Raw genomic sequence first — 17,274 nt, 5'->3', positions numbered from 1 at the left:
CCATGGTTTTGACCTTGAGCGCAATCAGGAATATTACCGACAAAGACGATGGCCCGAGTGAGCGGGCATGGACGCCCGCGAAAAGCGCGCTTGAGCAGGAGCGAATCGCGCTGGCTCGATAAGGCCAACGACTGCCGGAGGGGACTGCGAATAGCAGTAATATTTCGCGCAAGCCGCAAGTGCAGGAGGGCCGGCTTGCCCTCCTGCTCGGTTGAGGCTACGGAGGTAAAGTGGTCGCTGAGCGACTATCAACCGAAACAATGCTCCGACCTGTACTTATTAGTCGGAGGTTAAGTGAGCCATGAAGCCCTAACAACCGAACCGGCTCACTTAATCAATCAACTAAAACAATTTTAAATGTCAGAATTGTAAACTCCACTCCCCAACCCCTGACAATACTTTCATATTTCCTCCATTTTTATCCGGTAAATCCCCGCTAAACTAGTAACATAGATATACCCTTCATTTTTCAAGATACAGGTGTGTTGGCTGCGTTCAATCACCCGAATCACTTACTTCAGTAAGCTCATCGGGATTCTCTCGCTTGCCGCCTTCCTGAATCTCGAAATCTATTGGGTATTAATTTTTATTTTGCACCTGCGTGCGCATAAACAGATCAATAAAAGGGATTCTCCGCCATTATGAAAGCTCAATCCAAACGCACTTCCCGGTTACTGATGTTATTGGGGGCAGTGGTGGCGATTATTGTTGCTGTGTTTGTCTGGCGTCATTTCAGTGCAGCCCCGCAGAGCAGTGCACCCGGCGCACAACAAGTCGCGAGTGGCAACAGTTCCGCCCGCGCTGGGGGGCGGCGTAATATGCCGATGTCTCCAGTACAAGCCGCCACGGCTACCGAACAAGCGGTGCCACGTTATCTCACCGGTTTAGGTACGGTGATTGCCGCCAACACCGTGACGGTCACCAGTCGGGTTGACGGTCAGCTAATGGCTATCCACTTTACCGAAGGCCAACAGGTCAACGCTGGCGACTTACTGGTCGAAATTGACCCGCGCCCATACGAAGTCCAACTGACCCAAGCTCAGGGGCAGCTGGCGAAAGATCAAGCCACACTGGATAACGCGCGTCGTGATTTAGCCCGTTACCAAAAACTGGCGAAAACCGGCCTGATTTCACAACAGGATCTGGATACCCAAGCCTCGCTGGTTCGCCAAAGCGAAGGCAGTGTAAAAGCTGACCAAGGGGCTATCGATAGCGCCAAACTGCAACTGACTTATAGCCGCATTACCGCGCCTATTTCCGGCAAAGTCGGGCTAAAACAAGTGGATGTCGGCAACTACATTACCAGCGGCACCGCCACTCCGATTGTGGTTATCACTCAAACACATCCGGTTGATGTGGTCTTTACCCTGCCAGAAAGTGATATCCCAGCCATTATGCAAGCGCAGAAAAATGCGGCAAAAAATAATACGACTGTCCCGGTTGAAGCCTGGGATCGCACCAATAAACAGCTGTTGGCTCAGGGCTATCTGCTCAGTATTGATAACCAGATTGATACCACCACCGGCACCATTAAGCTAAAAGCCCGCTTTGCCAATGAAGATGACGTGCTGTTCCCGAATCAATTTGTCAACGCGCGTATCAAAGTAGATTTACTGCAAAACGCCGTGGTAGTTCCAACCGCTGCGGTACAGATGGGCAACGAAGGCAGCTTCGTCTGGACGTTAAATGACGAGAACAAAGTCAGTAAGCACTTAGTTACTACCGGAATTCAGGATAGTAAACAAGTGGTTATCAGCGCCGGGCTGGATGCCGGTCAGCGCGTAGTCACTGACGGTATTGATCGCCTGACGGAAGGTTTACAAGTTGAAGTGGTCACGCCGCGCGCAGCGGATACCACGCCAACCGATGCAGCAGAAAAACCCGCTACGGCTGAGAAAGCCACACACCGTCGGGGCGGAAAACCAGCGACGGACGCATCGGCGGGCAGTACCACCACTGTGGCGGAGAAATCCTGATGCAAGTGATGCCTCCAACTCCGGGCGGCGGGCCATCACGGCTATTTATCCTGCGCCCTGTCGCCACCACCTTATTTATGGTCGCCATTTTGCTGGCGGGGATTATCGGTTATCGCGCCTTGCCGGTTTCCGCCCTGCCGGAAGTGGATTACCCAACCATTCAGGTGGTCACACTCTATCCCGGCGCGAGTCCGGATGTGGTGACCTCCTCCATTACCGCACCACTCGAGCGCCAGTTTGGTCAGATGTCTGGCTTGAAACAGATGGCGTCACAAAGTTCCGGTGGCGCGTCGGTTATCACCTTGCAATTCCAGCTCACTTTGCCGCTGGATGTGGCCGAGCAGGAAGTGCAGGCGGCGATTAACTCCGCCACTAACTTGCTGCCAAGTGATCTGCCCTATCCACCGATTTACAGTAAGGTAAATCCGGCGGATCCACCGATTCTGACGCTAGCCGTCACCTCCACCGCCATCCCGATGACACAAGTGGAAGACATGGTGGAAACCCGCATTGCGCAAAAGATCTCGCAAGTCACCGGCGTCGGTCTGGTCACCATTTCAGGTGGGCAGCGCCCTGCCGTGCGGGTTAAATTGAATGCCCCGGCGGTAGCTGCTTTGGGGCTGGACAGTGAAACCATTCGTACCGCCATCAGCAATGCCAACGTTAACTCCGCCAAAGGTAGCCTGGATGGGCCAACCCGTTCGGTAACCTTATCCGCCAACGACCAGATGAAGTCGGCTGAGGATTACCGCGACCTGATTGTGGCTTACCAAAACGGCGCGCCAGTCCGCTTGCAAGATGTCGCCACCATCGAGCAGGGCGCAGAAAATAACAAACTGGCGGCCTGGGCCAATAGCCAGCAGGCCATTGTGCTGAATATCCAGCGCCAGCCGGGGGTCAATGTGATCGCTACCGCCGACAGTATTCGCGAAATGCTGCCGGAGCTGATCAAAAGTCTGCCGAAATCGGTTGATGTCAAAATACTGACCGACCGCACCACCACTATCCGCGCCTCGGTCAATGATGTGCAGTTCGAGTTACTGCTGGCCATTGTGTTGGTGGTGATGGTGATTTACCTGTTCCTGCGTAATGCGGCGGCCACGATTATCCCCAGTATTGCTGTGCCGTTGTCATTAATCGGGACGTTCGCCGCGATGTATTTCCTCGGTTTCTCAATCAATAACCTGACATTAATGGCGCTGACTATTGCCACCGGCTTTGTGGTCGATGACGCCATTGTGGTGATTGAGAATATCTCGCGCTATATCGAAAAAGGCGAAAAACCGCTAGATGCCGCGCTGAAAGGGGCCGGTGAGATTGGCTTTACCATTATTTCACTGACGTTCTCATTAATTGCCGTATTGATTCCACTGCTGTTTATGGGTGATATCGTCGGCCGCCTGTTCCGTGAGTTTGCGGTGACATTGGCGGTGGCAATCCTGATTTCAGCCGTGGTGTCCCTGACACTGACGCCAATGATGTGCGCACGCATGCTCAGTTATGAGTCACTGCGCAAGCAAAACCGCTTGTCACGCGCCAGTGAGAAGTTTTTTGACTGGGTGATTGCCCATTATGCGGTGGCACTGAAAAAAGTCCTTAAGCACCAATGGATTACTTTGGGTGTCGCGCTGAGCACTTTAGTGCTGACAGTATTGCTTTACCTCATCATGCCCAAAGGATTTTTCCCATTACAGGACAACGGATTGATTCAAGGTACGCTGGAAGCGCCACAATCGGTTTCATTCAGTAATATGGCGGAGCGCCAGCAGCAAGTGGCCGCTATCATCCTGAAAGATCCGGACGTCGAAAGCCTGACCTCGTTCGTCGGGGTGGATGGCACCAACGCCACACTGAACAATGGCCGGTTACAGATTAACCTTAAGCCATTGGAGAGCAGAAAGGATCGCATCCCAGAAATCATCACCCGCCTGCAACAGAGTGTATCCGGCGTTCCGGGTATTAAGCTCTATTTGCAGCCAGTGCAAGATTTGACTATCGATACTCAACTAAGCCGCACCCAATATCAGTTCACCCTGCAAGCCACCTCGCTTGAGGAACTCAGTACCTGGGTGCCGAAACTGGTCAGTGAATTGCAGCAACAAGCGCCATTCCAAGATGTGACCAGCGACTGGCAGGATCAGGGGTTAGTGGCATTTGTGAATGTCGACCGAGACAGCGCCAGCCGTCTGGGGATCACTATGGCAGCCATCGATAGCGCGTTGTATAACGCATTTGGTCAGCGGCTAATTTCCACCATTTATACCCAAGCCAATCAATATCGGGTGGTGTTGGAGCATGACGTCAAAGCCACTCCGGGGCTGGCGGCCTTCAATGATATCCGCCTGACCGGCAGTGACGGCAAAGGCGTCCCATTGAGCAGTATTGCGACCATCGAAGAGCGCTTCGGGCCGCTTTCTATCAACCATTTGAATCAGTTCCCGTCAGCCACCATCTCATTCAATTTGGCACCGGGCTATTCTCTGGGTGAGGCGGTGGAAGCCGTGACACAAGCGGAGCAGGCCATTCAACTGCCGGCTGACATTACAACGCGTTTCCAAGGCTCGACGCTGGCGTTTCAGGCCGCACTCGGCAGCACGCTATGGCTGATTATTGCCGCCATTGTGGCGATGTATATTGTGCTCGGCGTGTTGTACGAAAGCTTTATTCACCCGGTCACTATCTTATCGACCCTACCGACCGCCGGTGTCGGCGCGTTATTGGCTCTGATGTTGACCGGCCATGAGCTGGATGTGATCGCCATTATCGGGATCATTCTGCTTATTGGGATCGTGAAGAAAAATGCCATCATGATGATCGACTTTGCGCTGGCCGCCGAGCGCGATCAGGGTATGACCCCCTATGACGCAATTTATCAGGCCTGCTTATTGCGTTTCCGCCCAATTCTGATGACCACCCTGGCCGCGCTGTTTGGCGCATTGCCACTGATGCTCAGTACCGGAGCCGGTGCCGAACTGCGCCAGCCGCTCGGGGTCTGTATGGTCGGTGGGCTGATTGTCAGTCAGGTGCTGACTCTGTTTACCACACCGGTTATCTATCTGTTGTTCGATAAACTGGCACGCAACTCCCATGGCAATTCCCATAATCATCAGGATATTGATACACCAGCATTGCCGAATGGACGGGAACAGCCGTGAAATTCTTTGCTCTGTTTATTCAGCGCCCGGTGGCCACGACTCTGTTGACACTGGCGATAACGCTAAGTGGGGTGATCGGCTTTAGCTTATTGCCGGTCTCACCACTGCCGCAGGTCGATTACCCAGTGATTATGGTCAGCGCCTCCATGCCCGGCGCGGATCCGGAAACTATGGCGTCATCCATTGCCACACCACTGGAGCGCGCACTGGGAAGAATTGCTGGGGTCAATGAAATGACCTCAACCAGTTCATTGGGTAGCACGCGGATTATTCTGCAATTTGATCTCAGCCGCGATATTAATGGCGCAGCTCGTGATGTGCAGGCCGCACTCAACGCCGCTCAGAGTTTGCTCCCATCAGGGATGCCCAACCGCCCGACCTATCGCAAGATGAACCCGTCGGATGCGCCGATCATGATAATGACCCTAACTTCGGATACTTTCAGTCAGGGACAATTATATGACTTTGCCTCAACCCAACTGGCGCAGAAAATTGCCCAGACCGAGGGTGTCAGTGATGTCTCCGTCGGTGGCAGTTCCCTGCCAGCGGTGCGGGTAGAGCTGAATCCAAGTGCGCTGTTCAATCAGGGCGTGTCGCTGGACGCGGTGCGTCAGGCGATCAGTGCTGCTAACGTGCGCCGCCCGCAAGGTTCAATCGACAGCAGTGAGCAACATTGGCAGGTGCAGGCCAATGATGAGATCAAAACTGCCGAGGGTTATCGCCCACTTATCATTCACTACAACAATGGCTCACCGGTGCGGCTACAAGATGTCGCCAATATCGTCGATTCTGTGCAGGATGTGCGCAATGCCGGGATGTCCGATGGCAAACCTGCCGTGCTGTTGGTGATCAGCCGTGAGCCGGGCGCAAATATTATTGCCACCGTCGACCGAATTCGCGCCGAACTCCCTGCCCTACGCGCCTCGATCCCCGCCTCAATTGAGTTGAATATTGCTCAGGATCGCTCGCCGACTATCCGCGACTCACTGGAGGAAGTGGAGCGATCACTGGTGATCGCCGTAGCATTGGTGATTTTGGTGGTGTTCCTGTTCCTGCGATCGGGCCGCGCTACCTTGATCCCCGCGGTCGCCGTGCCGGTTTCGCTGATCGGCACCTTTACTGCCATGTATTTGTGCGGTTTTAGCCTCAATAACCTGTCGCTGATGGCACTGACCATCGCCACCGGTTTTGTGGTTGATGATGCTATCGTGGTGCTGGAAAACATTTCTCGCCATTTAGAAGCTGGCGTGAAACCGATGGCTGCTGCCCTGCGCGGGGTGCGCGAAGTCGGTTTTACCGTGCTGTCGATGAGTATTTCTCTGGTGGCGGTGTTTATTCCGCTGCTGTTGATGGAAGGATTACCGGGGCGATTATTCCGTGAGTTTGCCGTCACATTGTCGGTGGCAATTGGTATCTCACTGGTTATTTCGTTAACCCTAACGCCGATGATGTGCGCCCATTTATTACGTGCACAACCGGCAGGGAAACAACAACGTATTCGTGGATTCGGTAAAGTGCTGCTAGCTATTCAGCAAGGTTATGGCCGCTCGCTCAATTGGGTGCTGGGCCATACACGCTGGGTGATGGTTGTGCTGCTGTCCACTATTGCTCTGAATGTTTGGCTCTATATCAGCATTCCAAAAACCTTTTTCCCCGAGCAGGATACCGGCCGCATGATGGGCTTTATTCAAGCCGATCAAAGTATTTCGTTCCAGGCGATGCAGCAAAAACTGAAAGATTTCATGAAAATTGTCAGTGCTGACCCAGCGGTCGATAATGTCACCGGCTTTACCGGCGGTTCGCGCACCAACAGTGGCTCGATGTTTATCTCATTGAAACCACTGAGTGAACGCAGCGAAACGGCGCAACAAGTGATTACCCGGTTGCGTGGAAAATTGGCAAAAGAGCCGGGAGCCAGCCTGTTCCTGTCTCCAGTCCAAGATATCCGTGTTGGCGGCCGTCAATCTAACGCCAGTTATCAATTTACGTTATTAGCCGACGATTTAGCGGCTCTGCGTGAATGGGAGCCGAAAGTGCGGGCTGCTTTGAGCAAGTTACCGGAGCTAGCGGATGTTAACTCCGATCAGCAGGATAAAGGCTCAGAAATGGCCCTGACGTATGACCGCGAAACTATGGCGCGACTGGGTATCGATGTGTCTGATGCCAATGCGTTGCTCAATAACGCCTTTGGTCAGCGGCAGATTTCTACCATTTATCAGCCGTTAAACCAATACAAAGTGGTGATGGAAGTCGCGCCTCAATACACGCAGGATGTGAGTTCGCTGGATAAGATGTTTGTGATTAACAGCGCCGGCCAGTCTATCCCGCTGTCCTATTTCGCTAAATGGCAGCCCGCCAATGCGCCGCTGTCGGTTAATCACCAGGGCTTATCGGCCGCCTCGACTATCTCATTTAACTTGCCCGATGGCGGCAGCTTGTCTGAAGCGACGGCAGCCGTTGAACGAGCAATGACAGAACTGGGCGTACCGAGTACTGTGCGCGGTATGTTTGCCGGCACCGCGCAAGTGTTCCAGGATACCTTGAAATCCCAGCTCTGGCTGATTATGGCGGCGATCGCCACGGTGTATATCGTGCTGGGGATTTTGTATGAAAGTTATGTCCACCCGCTGACCATTCTTTCAACACTGCCTTCCGCCGGAGTCGGGGCATTACTGGCGCTGGAGTTGTTCGATGCGCCCTTTAGCCTTATCGCCCTGATTGGCATCATGCTATTGATTGGTATCGTGAAAAAGAACGCCATTATGATGGTCGATTTTGCCCTTGATGCCCAACGCAATGGCAACCTTAGCGCCCGCGATGCCATTTTCCAGGCCAGCCTATTGCGCTTTAGGCCAATTCTGATGACCACCTTGGCTGCCTTATTCGGTGCGCTACCACTGGTGTTAAGTAGCGGCGATGGTGCGGAACTGCGCCAACCGCTGGGGATTACCATTGTCGGCGGGCTGGTGACGAGTCAGTTGTTGACCCTGTATACCACGCCGGTGGTTTACCTCTATTTTGACCGGCTGCGCAGCCGCTTTAGCAAAAAGCCGTTAATGAGACTGGAATAATGGCAAATGCTATAGACTTTAAAGTACAGCCAACACACTTGCGGTTTAGGAAGCAGCACCGTGCTGAATACCCTATAGATTTCAAGTTGCAGGAAGGCGGCCAGCGAGGGAATCCCGATGAGCTGACACCAGTAAGTGATTCGGGTAAGCGAGCGCAGCCAACACAGCAGCAGGTTGAAAGATGACGGGTATACGTTGGCAACTGTGGATAGTGGCCTTCGGCTTCTTCATGCAAACGCTGGACACCACCATCGTCAACACTGCCCTGCCCTCAATGGCGGCCAGTTTGGGCGAGAATCCACTGCGCATGCAGTCGGTGATTGTCTCCTATGTGCTGACGGTGGCAGTGATGTTACCCGCCAGCGGCTGGCTGGCGGATAGAGTGGGCGTTAAATGGGTATTTTTCTCCGCCATTATTTTATTTACCCTCGGCTCATTACTGTGCGCGCAAGCTGAAACCCTGAATGAGCTGATTTCTTCCCGCGTCATTCAGGGGATTGGCGGTGCCATGATGGTGCCGGTTGGCCGCCTGACGGTGATGAAAATTGTCCCGCGCGAGCAATATATGTCGGCGATGGCATTCGTCACATTGCCTGGTCAGATTGGTCCATTGGTCGGGCCTGCGCTGGGCGGTTTTTTGGTCGAATACGCCAGTTGGCACTGGATATTTCTAATCAATTTACCCGTCGGAGTTGTCGGTGCATTAGCCACTTTATGGTTGATGCCCAATTACACCACCCGCACCCGACGCTTTGATATCAGTGGTTTTATTATGTTGGCAATCGGCATGGCAACCCTGACACTGGCGCTGGACGGACACAAAGGATTAGGCCTGCCACCGCTGGCAATTGCCGGTCTGGTATTGTGTGGAATATTAGCGCTGGCCGGTTACTGGTGGCATGCCAAAGGTAACAGTTCAGCACTGTTCACACTGCGGTTGTTCAACAATAAATCTTACTCTCTTGGCCTGATAGGCAGCATGAGCGCCCGTATCGGCAGTGGCATGTTGCCATTTATGACGCCGGTTTTCCTGCAAATCGGGCTGGGATTTACCCCCTTCCATGCCGGTTTGATGATGATTCCGATGATTATCGGCAGTATGGGCATGAAGCGAATTATCGTACGCGTGGTCAACCGTTTCGGCTACCGGCGGGTGTTGGTCAGTGCCACATTGTTGCTGGCGGTCGTCAGTCTCAGCTTCCCATTGGTAGCTTTGATGGGATGGACATTATTATTGCCGATCGTGTTATTTTTCCAGGGAATGCTCAATGCCCTGCGCTTCTCCACAATGAATACATTAGCGCTGAAAGATCTCCCTGATCGCTTGGCCAGCAGTGGCAATAGTTTATTGTCGATGGTGATGCAGTTATCCATGAGTCTGGGAGTCAGTACCGCGGGGATATTGCTCGGCATATTTGCTCACAATGAAGTTGTCACAAACACACCGGCGACTCACAGTGCATTCTTATACAGCTATATCTGTATGGCCATTATTATCGCGCTACCCGCCCTGATATTTAACCGTGTGCCGCCAGATACCGGCACTAACCGTAATCTGCCTCGCGCATCCGCGAAAGCGGCCAACCGATAAAACAGGTGGAAATATCATGAGAATCGGCATTACCGGAAAACTGTTTATGGCGATATTTGCCACTTGTATGCTGGTGCTCATTACTATGCATTGGGGGGTTAGAGCCAGCTTTGAGCGCGGTTTCATCGATTATATTAAACAAAGTAATGAACAAAGGATTGCCATGCTGGGAGATGCGCTTGAAGTGCAGTATCAACGCTACGGTAATTGGGATTTTCTGCGCAACAATGACCAAATTATCTATCAGATAATGAAGTCTTTTGAGCAAAGTGGTGATAACAGCCGCAACCTGCCGCCACATGGCTGGCGTGCTCAGTTTTGGGTGGTCGATAGTCATAATAATCTGCTGGCAGGCCGTACCGACCGGGTACCTAAAGAAGCCAGCCGCCAGCCGATAACGGTAAATAAGCAGGTGGTGGGCTGGGTGATGTCTACCCCGCCGGAAAAACTAACCCGTAATGCTGATATTAACTTTGACAGGCAACAGCGCCGCACCAGTTGGATTATTGTCGGGCTGTCGGCCTTACTGGCTGCCGCCGCCACCTGGATTTTATCGCGCGGCATGCTAGCCCCTGTCAAACGTCTGGTGGAAGGAACTCATCGGCTGGCGGCGGGTGATTTTAGTGCTCGCGTGGCCGTCAGCAGCCGTGATGAGTTGGGCCGTTTGGCGCAAGATTTTAATCAGCTTGCCAGCTCACTGGAGAAAAATGAGCAGATGCGGCGCGACTTTATGGCAGATGTCTCGCATGAGTTACGCACTCCGTTGGCGGTACTGCGCGGTGAACTGGAGGCACTGCAAGATGGTGTCCGCGCGCCCACACCAGAATCGTTAATTTCACTGCAAGCCGAAGTCGGGATACTGACCAAATTGGTTAACGACTTACACCAGCTCTCACTCTCCGACCGGGGCGCGTTGGCTTACCGTAAAACACAGCTCGATGCAGCCCGTCTGCTGCAAATTGCCATTGCCAGCTTCCGTGGCCGCTTTGAAAGCAAAAATATCACCATCACTACCCACTTTCCGGAACAAGCAGTCATGTTTGGTGATCCCGACCGGCTAAACCAACTGTTTCACAATCTGTTGGAAAATAGCCTGCGCTACACCAACGAAGGCGGCCAGTTAGACATTAGCGCACAACAAGAAGAAGAAACCTTAACGCTGCGCTGGCAGGACAGTAAACCCGGCCTGAGCGACGAGCAGCTACAACGTATCTTTGAGCGTTTTTATCGCACCGAAAGCTCACGTAATCGCGCCAGTGGTGGCTCAGGATTGGGATTGGCGATTTGTCACAATATTGTCGAGGCGCACGGGGGGAAAATCAGCGCCGAACATTCACCTATGGGTGGTCTGCGGATTACGGTAGTATTTCCCCTATTCCATTCAATAGGGTAATTCATGTGATACACGAACCGCTTCAGTCTGCCAGCCAGTCTGGCACCGTATTGATTGTTGAAGATGAACCCAAGCTCGGCCAGCTATTGGTCGATTACCTGCAAGCTGCGGGTTACAGCACTCAGTGGATTACTAATGGAGCCGAAGTGGTCGCCGCAGTTCGCCAGTCTCCTCCGGCCATTATCTTGCTGGATCTGATGTTACCCGGCAGTGATGGTATTAGTATTTGCCGTGAAATTCGCCGTTTTTCCGATGTTCCAATCATGATGGTCACCGCGAAGACAGAAGAAATTGACCGATTATTGGGATTAGAAATTGGTGCTGACGATTATATCTGCAAACCATACAGCCCACGGGAAGTGGTGGCTCGGGTCAAAACTATCTTGCGCCGCTGTCAGCAACAGCGGGAACAGCCCAGTGAGAGTGCGCCGCTGCTTATCGATGAGTCCCGCTTCCAGGCAAGCTATCAGGGCCATCTGTTGGAACTGACCCCGGCAGAATTTCGTTTGCTGAAAATCCTGGCGACCCAACCCGGCCACGTTTTTAGTCGCGAACAACTACTGAATAACCTGTATGACGATTACCGTGTGGTGACTGACCGCACTATCGACAGCCATATCAAAAACCTGCGCCGTAAATTGGAAGCACTTGATGGAGAGAAGCCATTTATTCGCGCGGTTTATGGCATGGGGTATCGCTGGGAAGCAGAGATCTGTCGTTTACTTTAATCTCATCATCTTAGGTTGGTGGTGACTCAGTGATTGACTACACTCATTAGAGGTACCACCACCAACAGGAGAAACATTATGGCCACGGGTCACTATGAGATTAAGAAGGCAAAGAATGGGCAGTATCATTTCAATCTGAAAGCCAGTAATGGCGAAATCATTCTCACCAGTGAGATGTATGCCAGCAAAGCCTCGGCGGAAAACGGCATATCATCGGTGCAAAGTAACTCCCCACTGGAAAGCCAATATGAGCTGAAACATAACACCAAAAATGAGCCTTATTTTGTGTTGAAAGCGAAAAACCATCAGATTATTGGTGTTAGTGAGTCCTACAGTTCCGAAGCTGCCGCTAAAAATGGTATTACCTCAGTGATGAAAAATGGCCCGACTACCATTATTAAAGATCTAACGCTGTAATTTTATTGATTCGATAGCGCTATCTTACCTAAGTATCCTACTAAAAATGTACTCGCGCGGGGCTATTAACCGCGCCTTTCATTTCAGACTTTCCTGCTCATGTGTTGCTACAAATTCTTTTTCCAGCATTTTTTTTAATATCTGTTGATTACGTGGCAACACCCCTATTTTCAACCCAAAAGGCCGGAAAACTCGCCCAAGGACAGCTAACGTTTGGCTCCCTTTATCTGTCTCAATGTCAGACAAAGTTCTTCTACTAATCTTAACCAACGATGAGAACTCATCTTGAGACATATTCAGCATATCTTTTCGCAGCCGACGCAACAGCTGACCCGTTGAAACCTGATCACTGAAAAACTGCCCCAATAGTTCCAGTAATAAAGCTTCACGCTGCACAGGCAAAAGTTTAACTTTCATAGCTGAGCCCACCGCTGTAATTTTTCATCCAGATAATCAAAAGCCATTCCCGGCATATTCAGAATACGTTCAGGCACACCTCGAGCTTTAAGCCGAGACTTTAGACCTATCAATTTTTGAGCTGTTTGCTGAAATGCTATGAAAACACGATTGGGATCAGCAAGATCTGATAATTCAGCAATAATAGCCTGCCAATTAAAATTCCCTCCCTCTTCATACGGAGAACCCCATTGAGTCACTCTCACTATTCCCTCAGGATCAGCTTTCATTGGTGCAAAATCATAAATCGGTGCAAGCCAAATACCTTCATGCCGCTTAATTAAAGCGGTATTACGACCATGATTGTCAGAGTTACCAAAAGCAATATTGAGTAAATCTCGCTGAATCATCTCAATAACAAGATTTTCCACATTTACAGATTGGCCTAAATCACTAACACGATATTGAGATGTTAGTTTCTGCGCTAAAGTCCGAATAATATCAAAATGATTTAAGTGACTTCCCGGTGGGGCATCCATGACGGAATAAAGCGATTCAAGCCCGTACTGAACACGCTGATTATCAACACAATCAACATCAAAGCGAGGTAGCCATAAAGAAGGATAAATATCCCCTTCAACCAATCTCATTTTCTGCGTATTGATGGTCTCAATGCCAAGACTGGCTAACTCCTGATAAAAATGGTACTCAGAACGTAGAATATCGCAATCTATAGCACTACGTTTCCCTCGCGGAAATTTAACCAGATAGTGAGTATCTTGCTTATTGATACCATCTTGAAAGGTGTCTATCCAGATTTCATCGTTATCTGAACAACATAATAGTAACTTTGGTGCCTCCCCCCCAGCTCCTGTTGCTCCTCCTGCTGCGGCCCCCATTTGTTGAGCATATTCCAGAAATGACGAATCGCGCTCAATGACATCCTGCAATGTAAAACGGATATTCTTTAATTGGCTATCAGGGTGCAATTCGGGTAACGCCTCTTTTATACGCATATTACCAACCGGTGCAATAGTCCCTGTTTTAAGCAAAATATAATCTTGCTCACTTGCCGGCATCGATTGCAGCCCCAATTGATTAACCCAATAGCGACGACTTGCACCTGCGGGCATGATGTCATCAAGAAAGCTAAACCAATGCTTAGATGAATAGGTATAAGCCAATTCAACGGGCAGATTTAAGCTACAACTGAATTCATCATCACGATACATCCACTCAATAGCATAATTGCCGTCATAACCTAATATCGCTGATCCTTGTCTCCCGCTTTTTGGGGAAGCAAAAGTCAGTTCCGCGGCATCATGCCAAGAACCGTGATTAAAGATTTGTATCATCAATTTAGCCACAGACACCTCACGAGCAATATTTTGCTCATTTACAAGGAAATAGACTTGATATGTGCAAAATATTACTCAAAAAAAGTAAGTTAGTCAAAATATGAGCATTATTTTGCTCAGAATATAGATTTACTGGTTATATCAAGAAGCATCAAAAAACGTCCAAATTGATCCAGATCATTTAAACCTTACAAAAATTGTGCGATGGCTGATTTTCATGGTTGCCAAGGTTACAATCCTCGGCTTTTAACCACCCCCTCGGGCGTGGTTCTGACTTGAACTCAGACTGAGAGCCGTTATATGTCTTTAACAAAAGTATCGTCATCTTCATCAGCATCTTCAACCAATACCAATACGCCTTTTACACCAGAATTGTTATCCCCGGCCGGTACCCTTAAAAACATGCGTTATGCCTTTGCTTATGGTGCAGATGCCGTTTATGCCGGACAGCCGCGCTATAGCCTGCGGGTGCGTAATAATGAATTCAATCACGAAAATCTGGCATTAGGTATTCAGGAAGCCCATGCTTTGGGCAAACGCTTCTATGTGGTGGTGAATATTGCCCCGCATAACTCCAAGCTGAAAACCTTCCTACGTGATTTAAAACCGGTAATTGATATGGGGCCTGATGCCCTAATTATGTCTGACCCTGGTTTGATCATGATGGTACGTGAAGCTTTCCCACAGATGGACATCCACCTGTCGGTACAAGCTAACGCCGTGAATTGGGCGACCGTTAAATTCTGGCAGCAGATGGGGCTGACACGCGTGATCCTTTCCCGTGAATTATCGCTGGAAGAAATCGCTGAAATCCGCGCGCAAGTACCGGATATGGAACTGGAAATTTTTGTCCACGGCGCACTGTGCATGGCTTACTCCGGCCGTTGTCTGCTCTCCGGCTACATCAACAAGCGCGACCCGAATCAAGGAACCTGCACCAATGCCTGTCGCTGGGAATATAACGTCCAGGAAGGCAAAGAAGATGACGTTGGCAATATTGTGCATATTCATCAGCCAATTGCTGTTAAGAATGTCGAGCCGACATTGGGTATCGGTGCCCCTACCGATAAAGTCTTTATGATAGAAGAAGCCCAGCGCCCTGGTGAATATATGACGGCGTCGGAAGATGAGCACGGCACTTACATCATGAACTCGAAAGACCTGCGCGCAATTCAGCATGTCGAGCGCCTCACCAAAATGGGGGTGCATTCGCTGAAAATTGAGGGCCGGACTAAGTCATTCTATTATTGTGCTCGTACCGCACAGGTGTATCGTCGTGCAATTGATGACGCAGTGGCCGGTAAGCCTTTCGATCCAACTTTGCTCACCACGCTGGAAGGGCTGGCTCATCGTGGTTACACCGAGGGCTTCCTGCGCCGTCATGCCCATGAAGAACAGCAAACTTACGAATATGGTTATTCGGTTTCAGAACGTCAGCAATTTGTCGGTGAATTTACCGGTATACGTCGTGATGGACTGGCGGAAGTGATCGTCAAAAACAAATTCTCAGTCGGTGACAGTGTTGAGCTGATGACCCCCAACGGTAATATCCAGTTTATCCTTGAAAGTATGCAAGATAAAAAGGGCCAACCGGCAGATGTCGCTCCGGGTAACGGACATATCATGTATTTGCCGATCCCAGAGGACATTAATGTGGAATATGGCTTGTTGATTCGGAATCTGAACGGGACAAATAGCCGTAATCCCCATGAAAAAGCGTAACGATAAGCAATAAAAAAATAGTGCCATCGTCAGGATGGCATTTTTAGCAAATATTAGAAATGGATCACATCAATTATAATAACACTGGGGTAGGATAGCTCGAGTACAATCAAGAACTAAAAAAGTTTTAAAGCAAGACTAGGAACCACCTCCTTGGCTAGCCCAATCTCCCTTGGGCTGGCCTTTTCTTTTTTATTCAACAACCTATTGATTATAGGTTATTTTCACCATTTTTTATTATTAATGATTCTTGTTATGGCATTAGATAATAATAAGAATAGCCCCTTATCACAAATAGCCCATTCGAAATAAAATTTATCTTCGCCAAATAAATATTTCAGTAAAAATAAAACCTATTTTTATTATGGCAAACTATTACTGATATTCTGCGTTATTTATTGAATAATTTGATAGATAAAATAAACAAGTATGGGTTACTGTTACTCTTATTGAAGAAATGATCTGGAGCAAGTTATGACCTCAATGCCACATACCCTTCTCATCCTGAATGGTAAAGAAGCGGGTAATCAAGATGTTCGCAATGCAGTCAGAAACTTGCGTGATGAGGGTGTGATTCTCCATGTTCGCGTGACCTGGGAACAGGGTGATGCGAAACGCTATGTCGATGAAGCAGCGGTACTGGCAGTTGAGACGATCATTGCTGGCGGGGGGGATGGCACTATCAATGAGGTAGCCAGTGCGCTAATGGCATTACCTGAGTCTAATCGCCCCAGTTTGGGTATTCTACCACTGGGCACAGCCAATGATTTTGCCACCAGTTGCAGTATTCCTCTGCAAATAGACAACGCATTACAGTTAGCAATTAAAGGACGAGCGGTTCCCATCGATTTAGCACAAGTGAATGACAAACACTATTTCATCAATATGGCGACAGGTGGCTTTGGTACTCGCATTACCACCGAGACCCCCGAGAAACTCAAAGCCGTGTTGGGGGGCGCGTCTTACTTTATTCATGGCTTAATGCGCATGGATACGATTAAAGCTGATAGTTGTGAAATTCGTGGCCCTGGCTTTGAATGGTCGGGTGATGCCTTAGTCATAGGGATTGGTAATGGTAGGCAAGCCGGTGGCGGGCAACCTCTCTGCCCCGATGCACTGATTAATGATGGCCTGCTGCAATTACGTTTGTTGATTGCTGAAGAATTGCTTCCCGCCCTGCTGACCAGTGTCTTTAGTGGTGAGAAAAACAAAAACGTGATTGAGACCACTTTGCCCTGGCTAGAAATCACCGCTCCCCATGACATCACTTTTAATCTGGATGGCGAACCGTTGTCAGGAAAAAACTTTCGTATTGAGGTTATTCCTAATGCTATCCAGTGCCGCTTACCTCCCAATTGCGAGTTGTTAGGCTAAAGACCTGAACATGGGCTATCAATGATTAGCCCATGAATATCCTAGATTTTATTGCCATTACAGCTTCATCACCTCCCCTGTATCATCCAAAAA

The 17,274-nt window shown here is 49.9% G+C and carries 12 protein-coding genes; 10 read left to right on the top strand and 2 right to left on the bottom strand.

Annotated elements, in window-relative coordinates; translation table 11 throughout:
• Positions 1–641 precede the first annotated feature (641 nt).
• From QSV56_RS11765 to QSV56_RS11730, 8 genes are all read left to right on the top strand, one after another.
• Positions 642–1,976, top strand: coding sequence for an MdtA/MuxA family multidrug efflux RND transporter periplasmic adaptor subunit (locus QSV56_RS11765; RefSeq protein ID WP_046050450.1), 1,335 nt, complete (start codon positions 642–644; stop codon positions 1,974–1,976).
• A complete protein-coding gene (locus tag QSV56_RS11760) occupies positions 1,976–5,131 on the top strand; it encodes an MdtB/MuxB family multidrug efflux RND transporter permease subunit (RefSeq protein ID WP_050321925.1) in 3,156 nt (1,051 codons plus the stop codon). Before QSV56_RS11765 ends, QSV56_RS11760 begins: the two co-directional genes overlap by 1 nt.
• On the top strand, positions 5,128–8,202 hold the full coding sequence (gene mdtC, locus QSV56_RS11755; RefSeq protein ID WP_301212458.1) for a multidrug efflux RND transporter permease subunit MdtC: 3,075 nt from the start codon (positions 5,128–5,130) through the stop codon (positions 8,200–8,202). Before QSV56_RS11760 ends, mdtC begins: the two co-directional genes overlap by 4 nt.
• Positions 8,202–8,387: a hypothetical protein gene (locus QSV56_RS11750; protein WP_019083692.1), complete on the top strand. Its 186-nt coding sequence runs from the start codon at positions 8,202–8,204 to the stop codon at positions 8,385–8,387. The genes mdtC and QSV56_RS11750 overlap by 1 nt, the downstream gene beginning before the upstream one ends.
• Entirely contained in the window at positions 8,384–9,793 is a 1,410-nt protein-coding gene (locus QSV56_RS11745; RefSeq protein ID WP_046050446.1) for an MFS transporter, read from the top strand. Before QSV56_RS11750 ends, QSV56_RS11745 begins: the two co-directional genes overlap by 4 nt.
• 16 nt (positions 9,794–9,809) lie before the next feature.
• Entirely contained in the window at positions 9,810–11,186 is a 1,377-nt protein-coding gene (gene baeS / locus QSV56_RS11740; protein ID WP_019081794.1) for a two-component system sensor histidine kinase BaeS, read from the top strand.
• 8 nt (positions 11,187–11,194) lie between these two features.
• Positions 11,195–11,914 carry a two-component system response regulator BaeR gene (baeR, locus tag QSV56_RS11735; RefSeq protein ID WP_019083694.1) on the top strand — a complete coding sequence of 240 codons (720 nt, stop codon included), beginning with the start codon at positions 11,195–11,197 and terminating at the stop codon, positions 11,912–11,914.
• Between the two features lie 78 nt (positions 11,915–11,992).
• A complete protein-coding gene (locus tag QSV56_RS11730) occupies positions 11,993–12,331 on the top strand; it encodes a YegP family protein (protein ID WP_046050445.1) in 339 nt (112 codons plus the stop codon).
• 78 nt (positions 12,332–12,409) lie between these two features.
• Here QSV56_RS11730 and QSV56_RS11725 read toward each other — a convergent pair whose 3' ends face one another.
• Together QSV56_RS11725 and QSV56_RS11720 are read right to left on the bottom strand one after the other, a co-directional pair.
• Positions 12,410–12,748: a helix-turn-helix transcriptional regulator gene (locus QSV56_RS11725; protein WP_019081796.1), complete on the bottom strand. Its 339-nt coding sequence runs from the start codon at positions 12,746–12,748 to the stop codon at positions 12,410–12,412.
• Entirely contained in the window at positions 12,745–14,094 is a 1,350-nt protein-coding gene (locus tag QSV56_RS11720) for a type II toxin-antitoxin system HipA family toxin (RefSeq protein WP_019081797.1), read from the bottom strand. The genes QSV56_RS11725 and QSV56_RS11720 overlap by 4 nt, the downstream gene beginning before the upstream one ends.
• Before the next feature lie 291 nt (positions 14,095–14,385).
• Between QSV56_RS11720 and yegQ the strand changes: the two genes are divergently transcribed.
• Both yegQ and yegS read left to right on the top strand, forming a co-directional pair.
• Complete coding sequence (gene yegQ, locus QSV56_RS11715) at positions 14,386–15,807, top strand: tRNA 5-hydroxyuridine modification protein YegQ (protein ID WP_019081798.1); 1,422 nt, start codon at positions 14,386–14,388, stop codon at positions 15,805–15,807.
• A gap of 483 nt (positions 15,808–16,290) precedes the next feature.
• On the top strand, positions 16,291–17,181 hold the full coding sequence (gene yegS, locus QSV56_RS11710; RefSeq protein ID WP_072082993.1) for a lipid kinase YegS: 891 nt from the start codon (positions 16,291–16,293) through the stop codon (positions 17,179–17,181).
• Positions 17,182–17,274: the final 93 nt, after the last annotated feature.

It is taken from the genome of Yersinia sp. 22-579, assembly GCF_030433455.1.
GTDB lineage: Bacteria > Pseudomonadota > Gammaproteobacteria > Enterobacterales > Enterobacteriaceae > Yersinia > Yersinia enterocolitica.
This window is presented reverse-complemented; position numbering and strand designations above follow the sequence as displayed.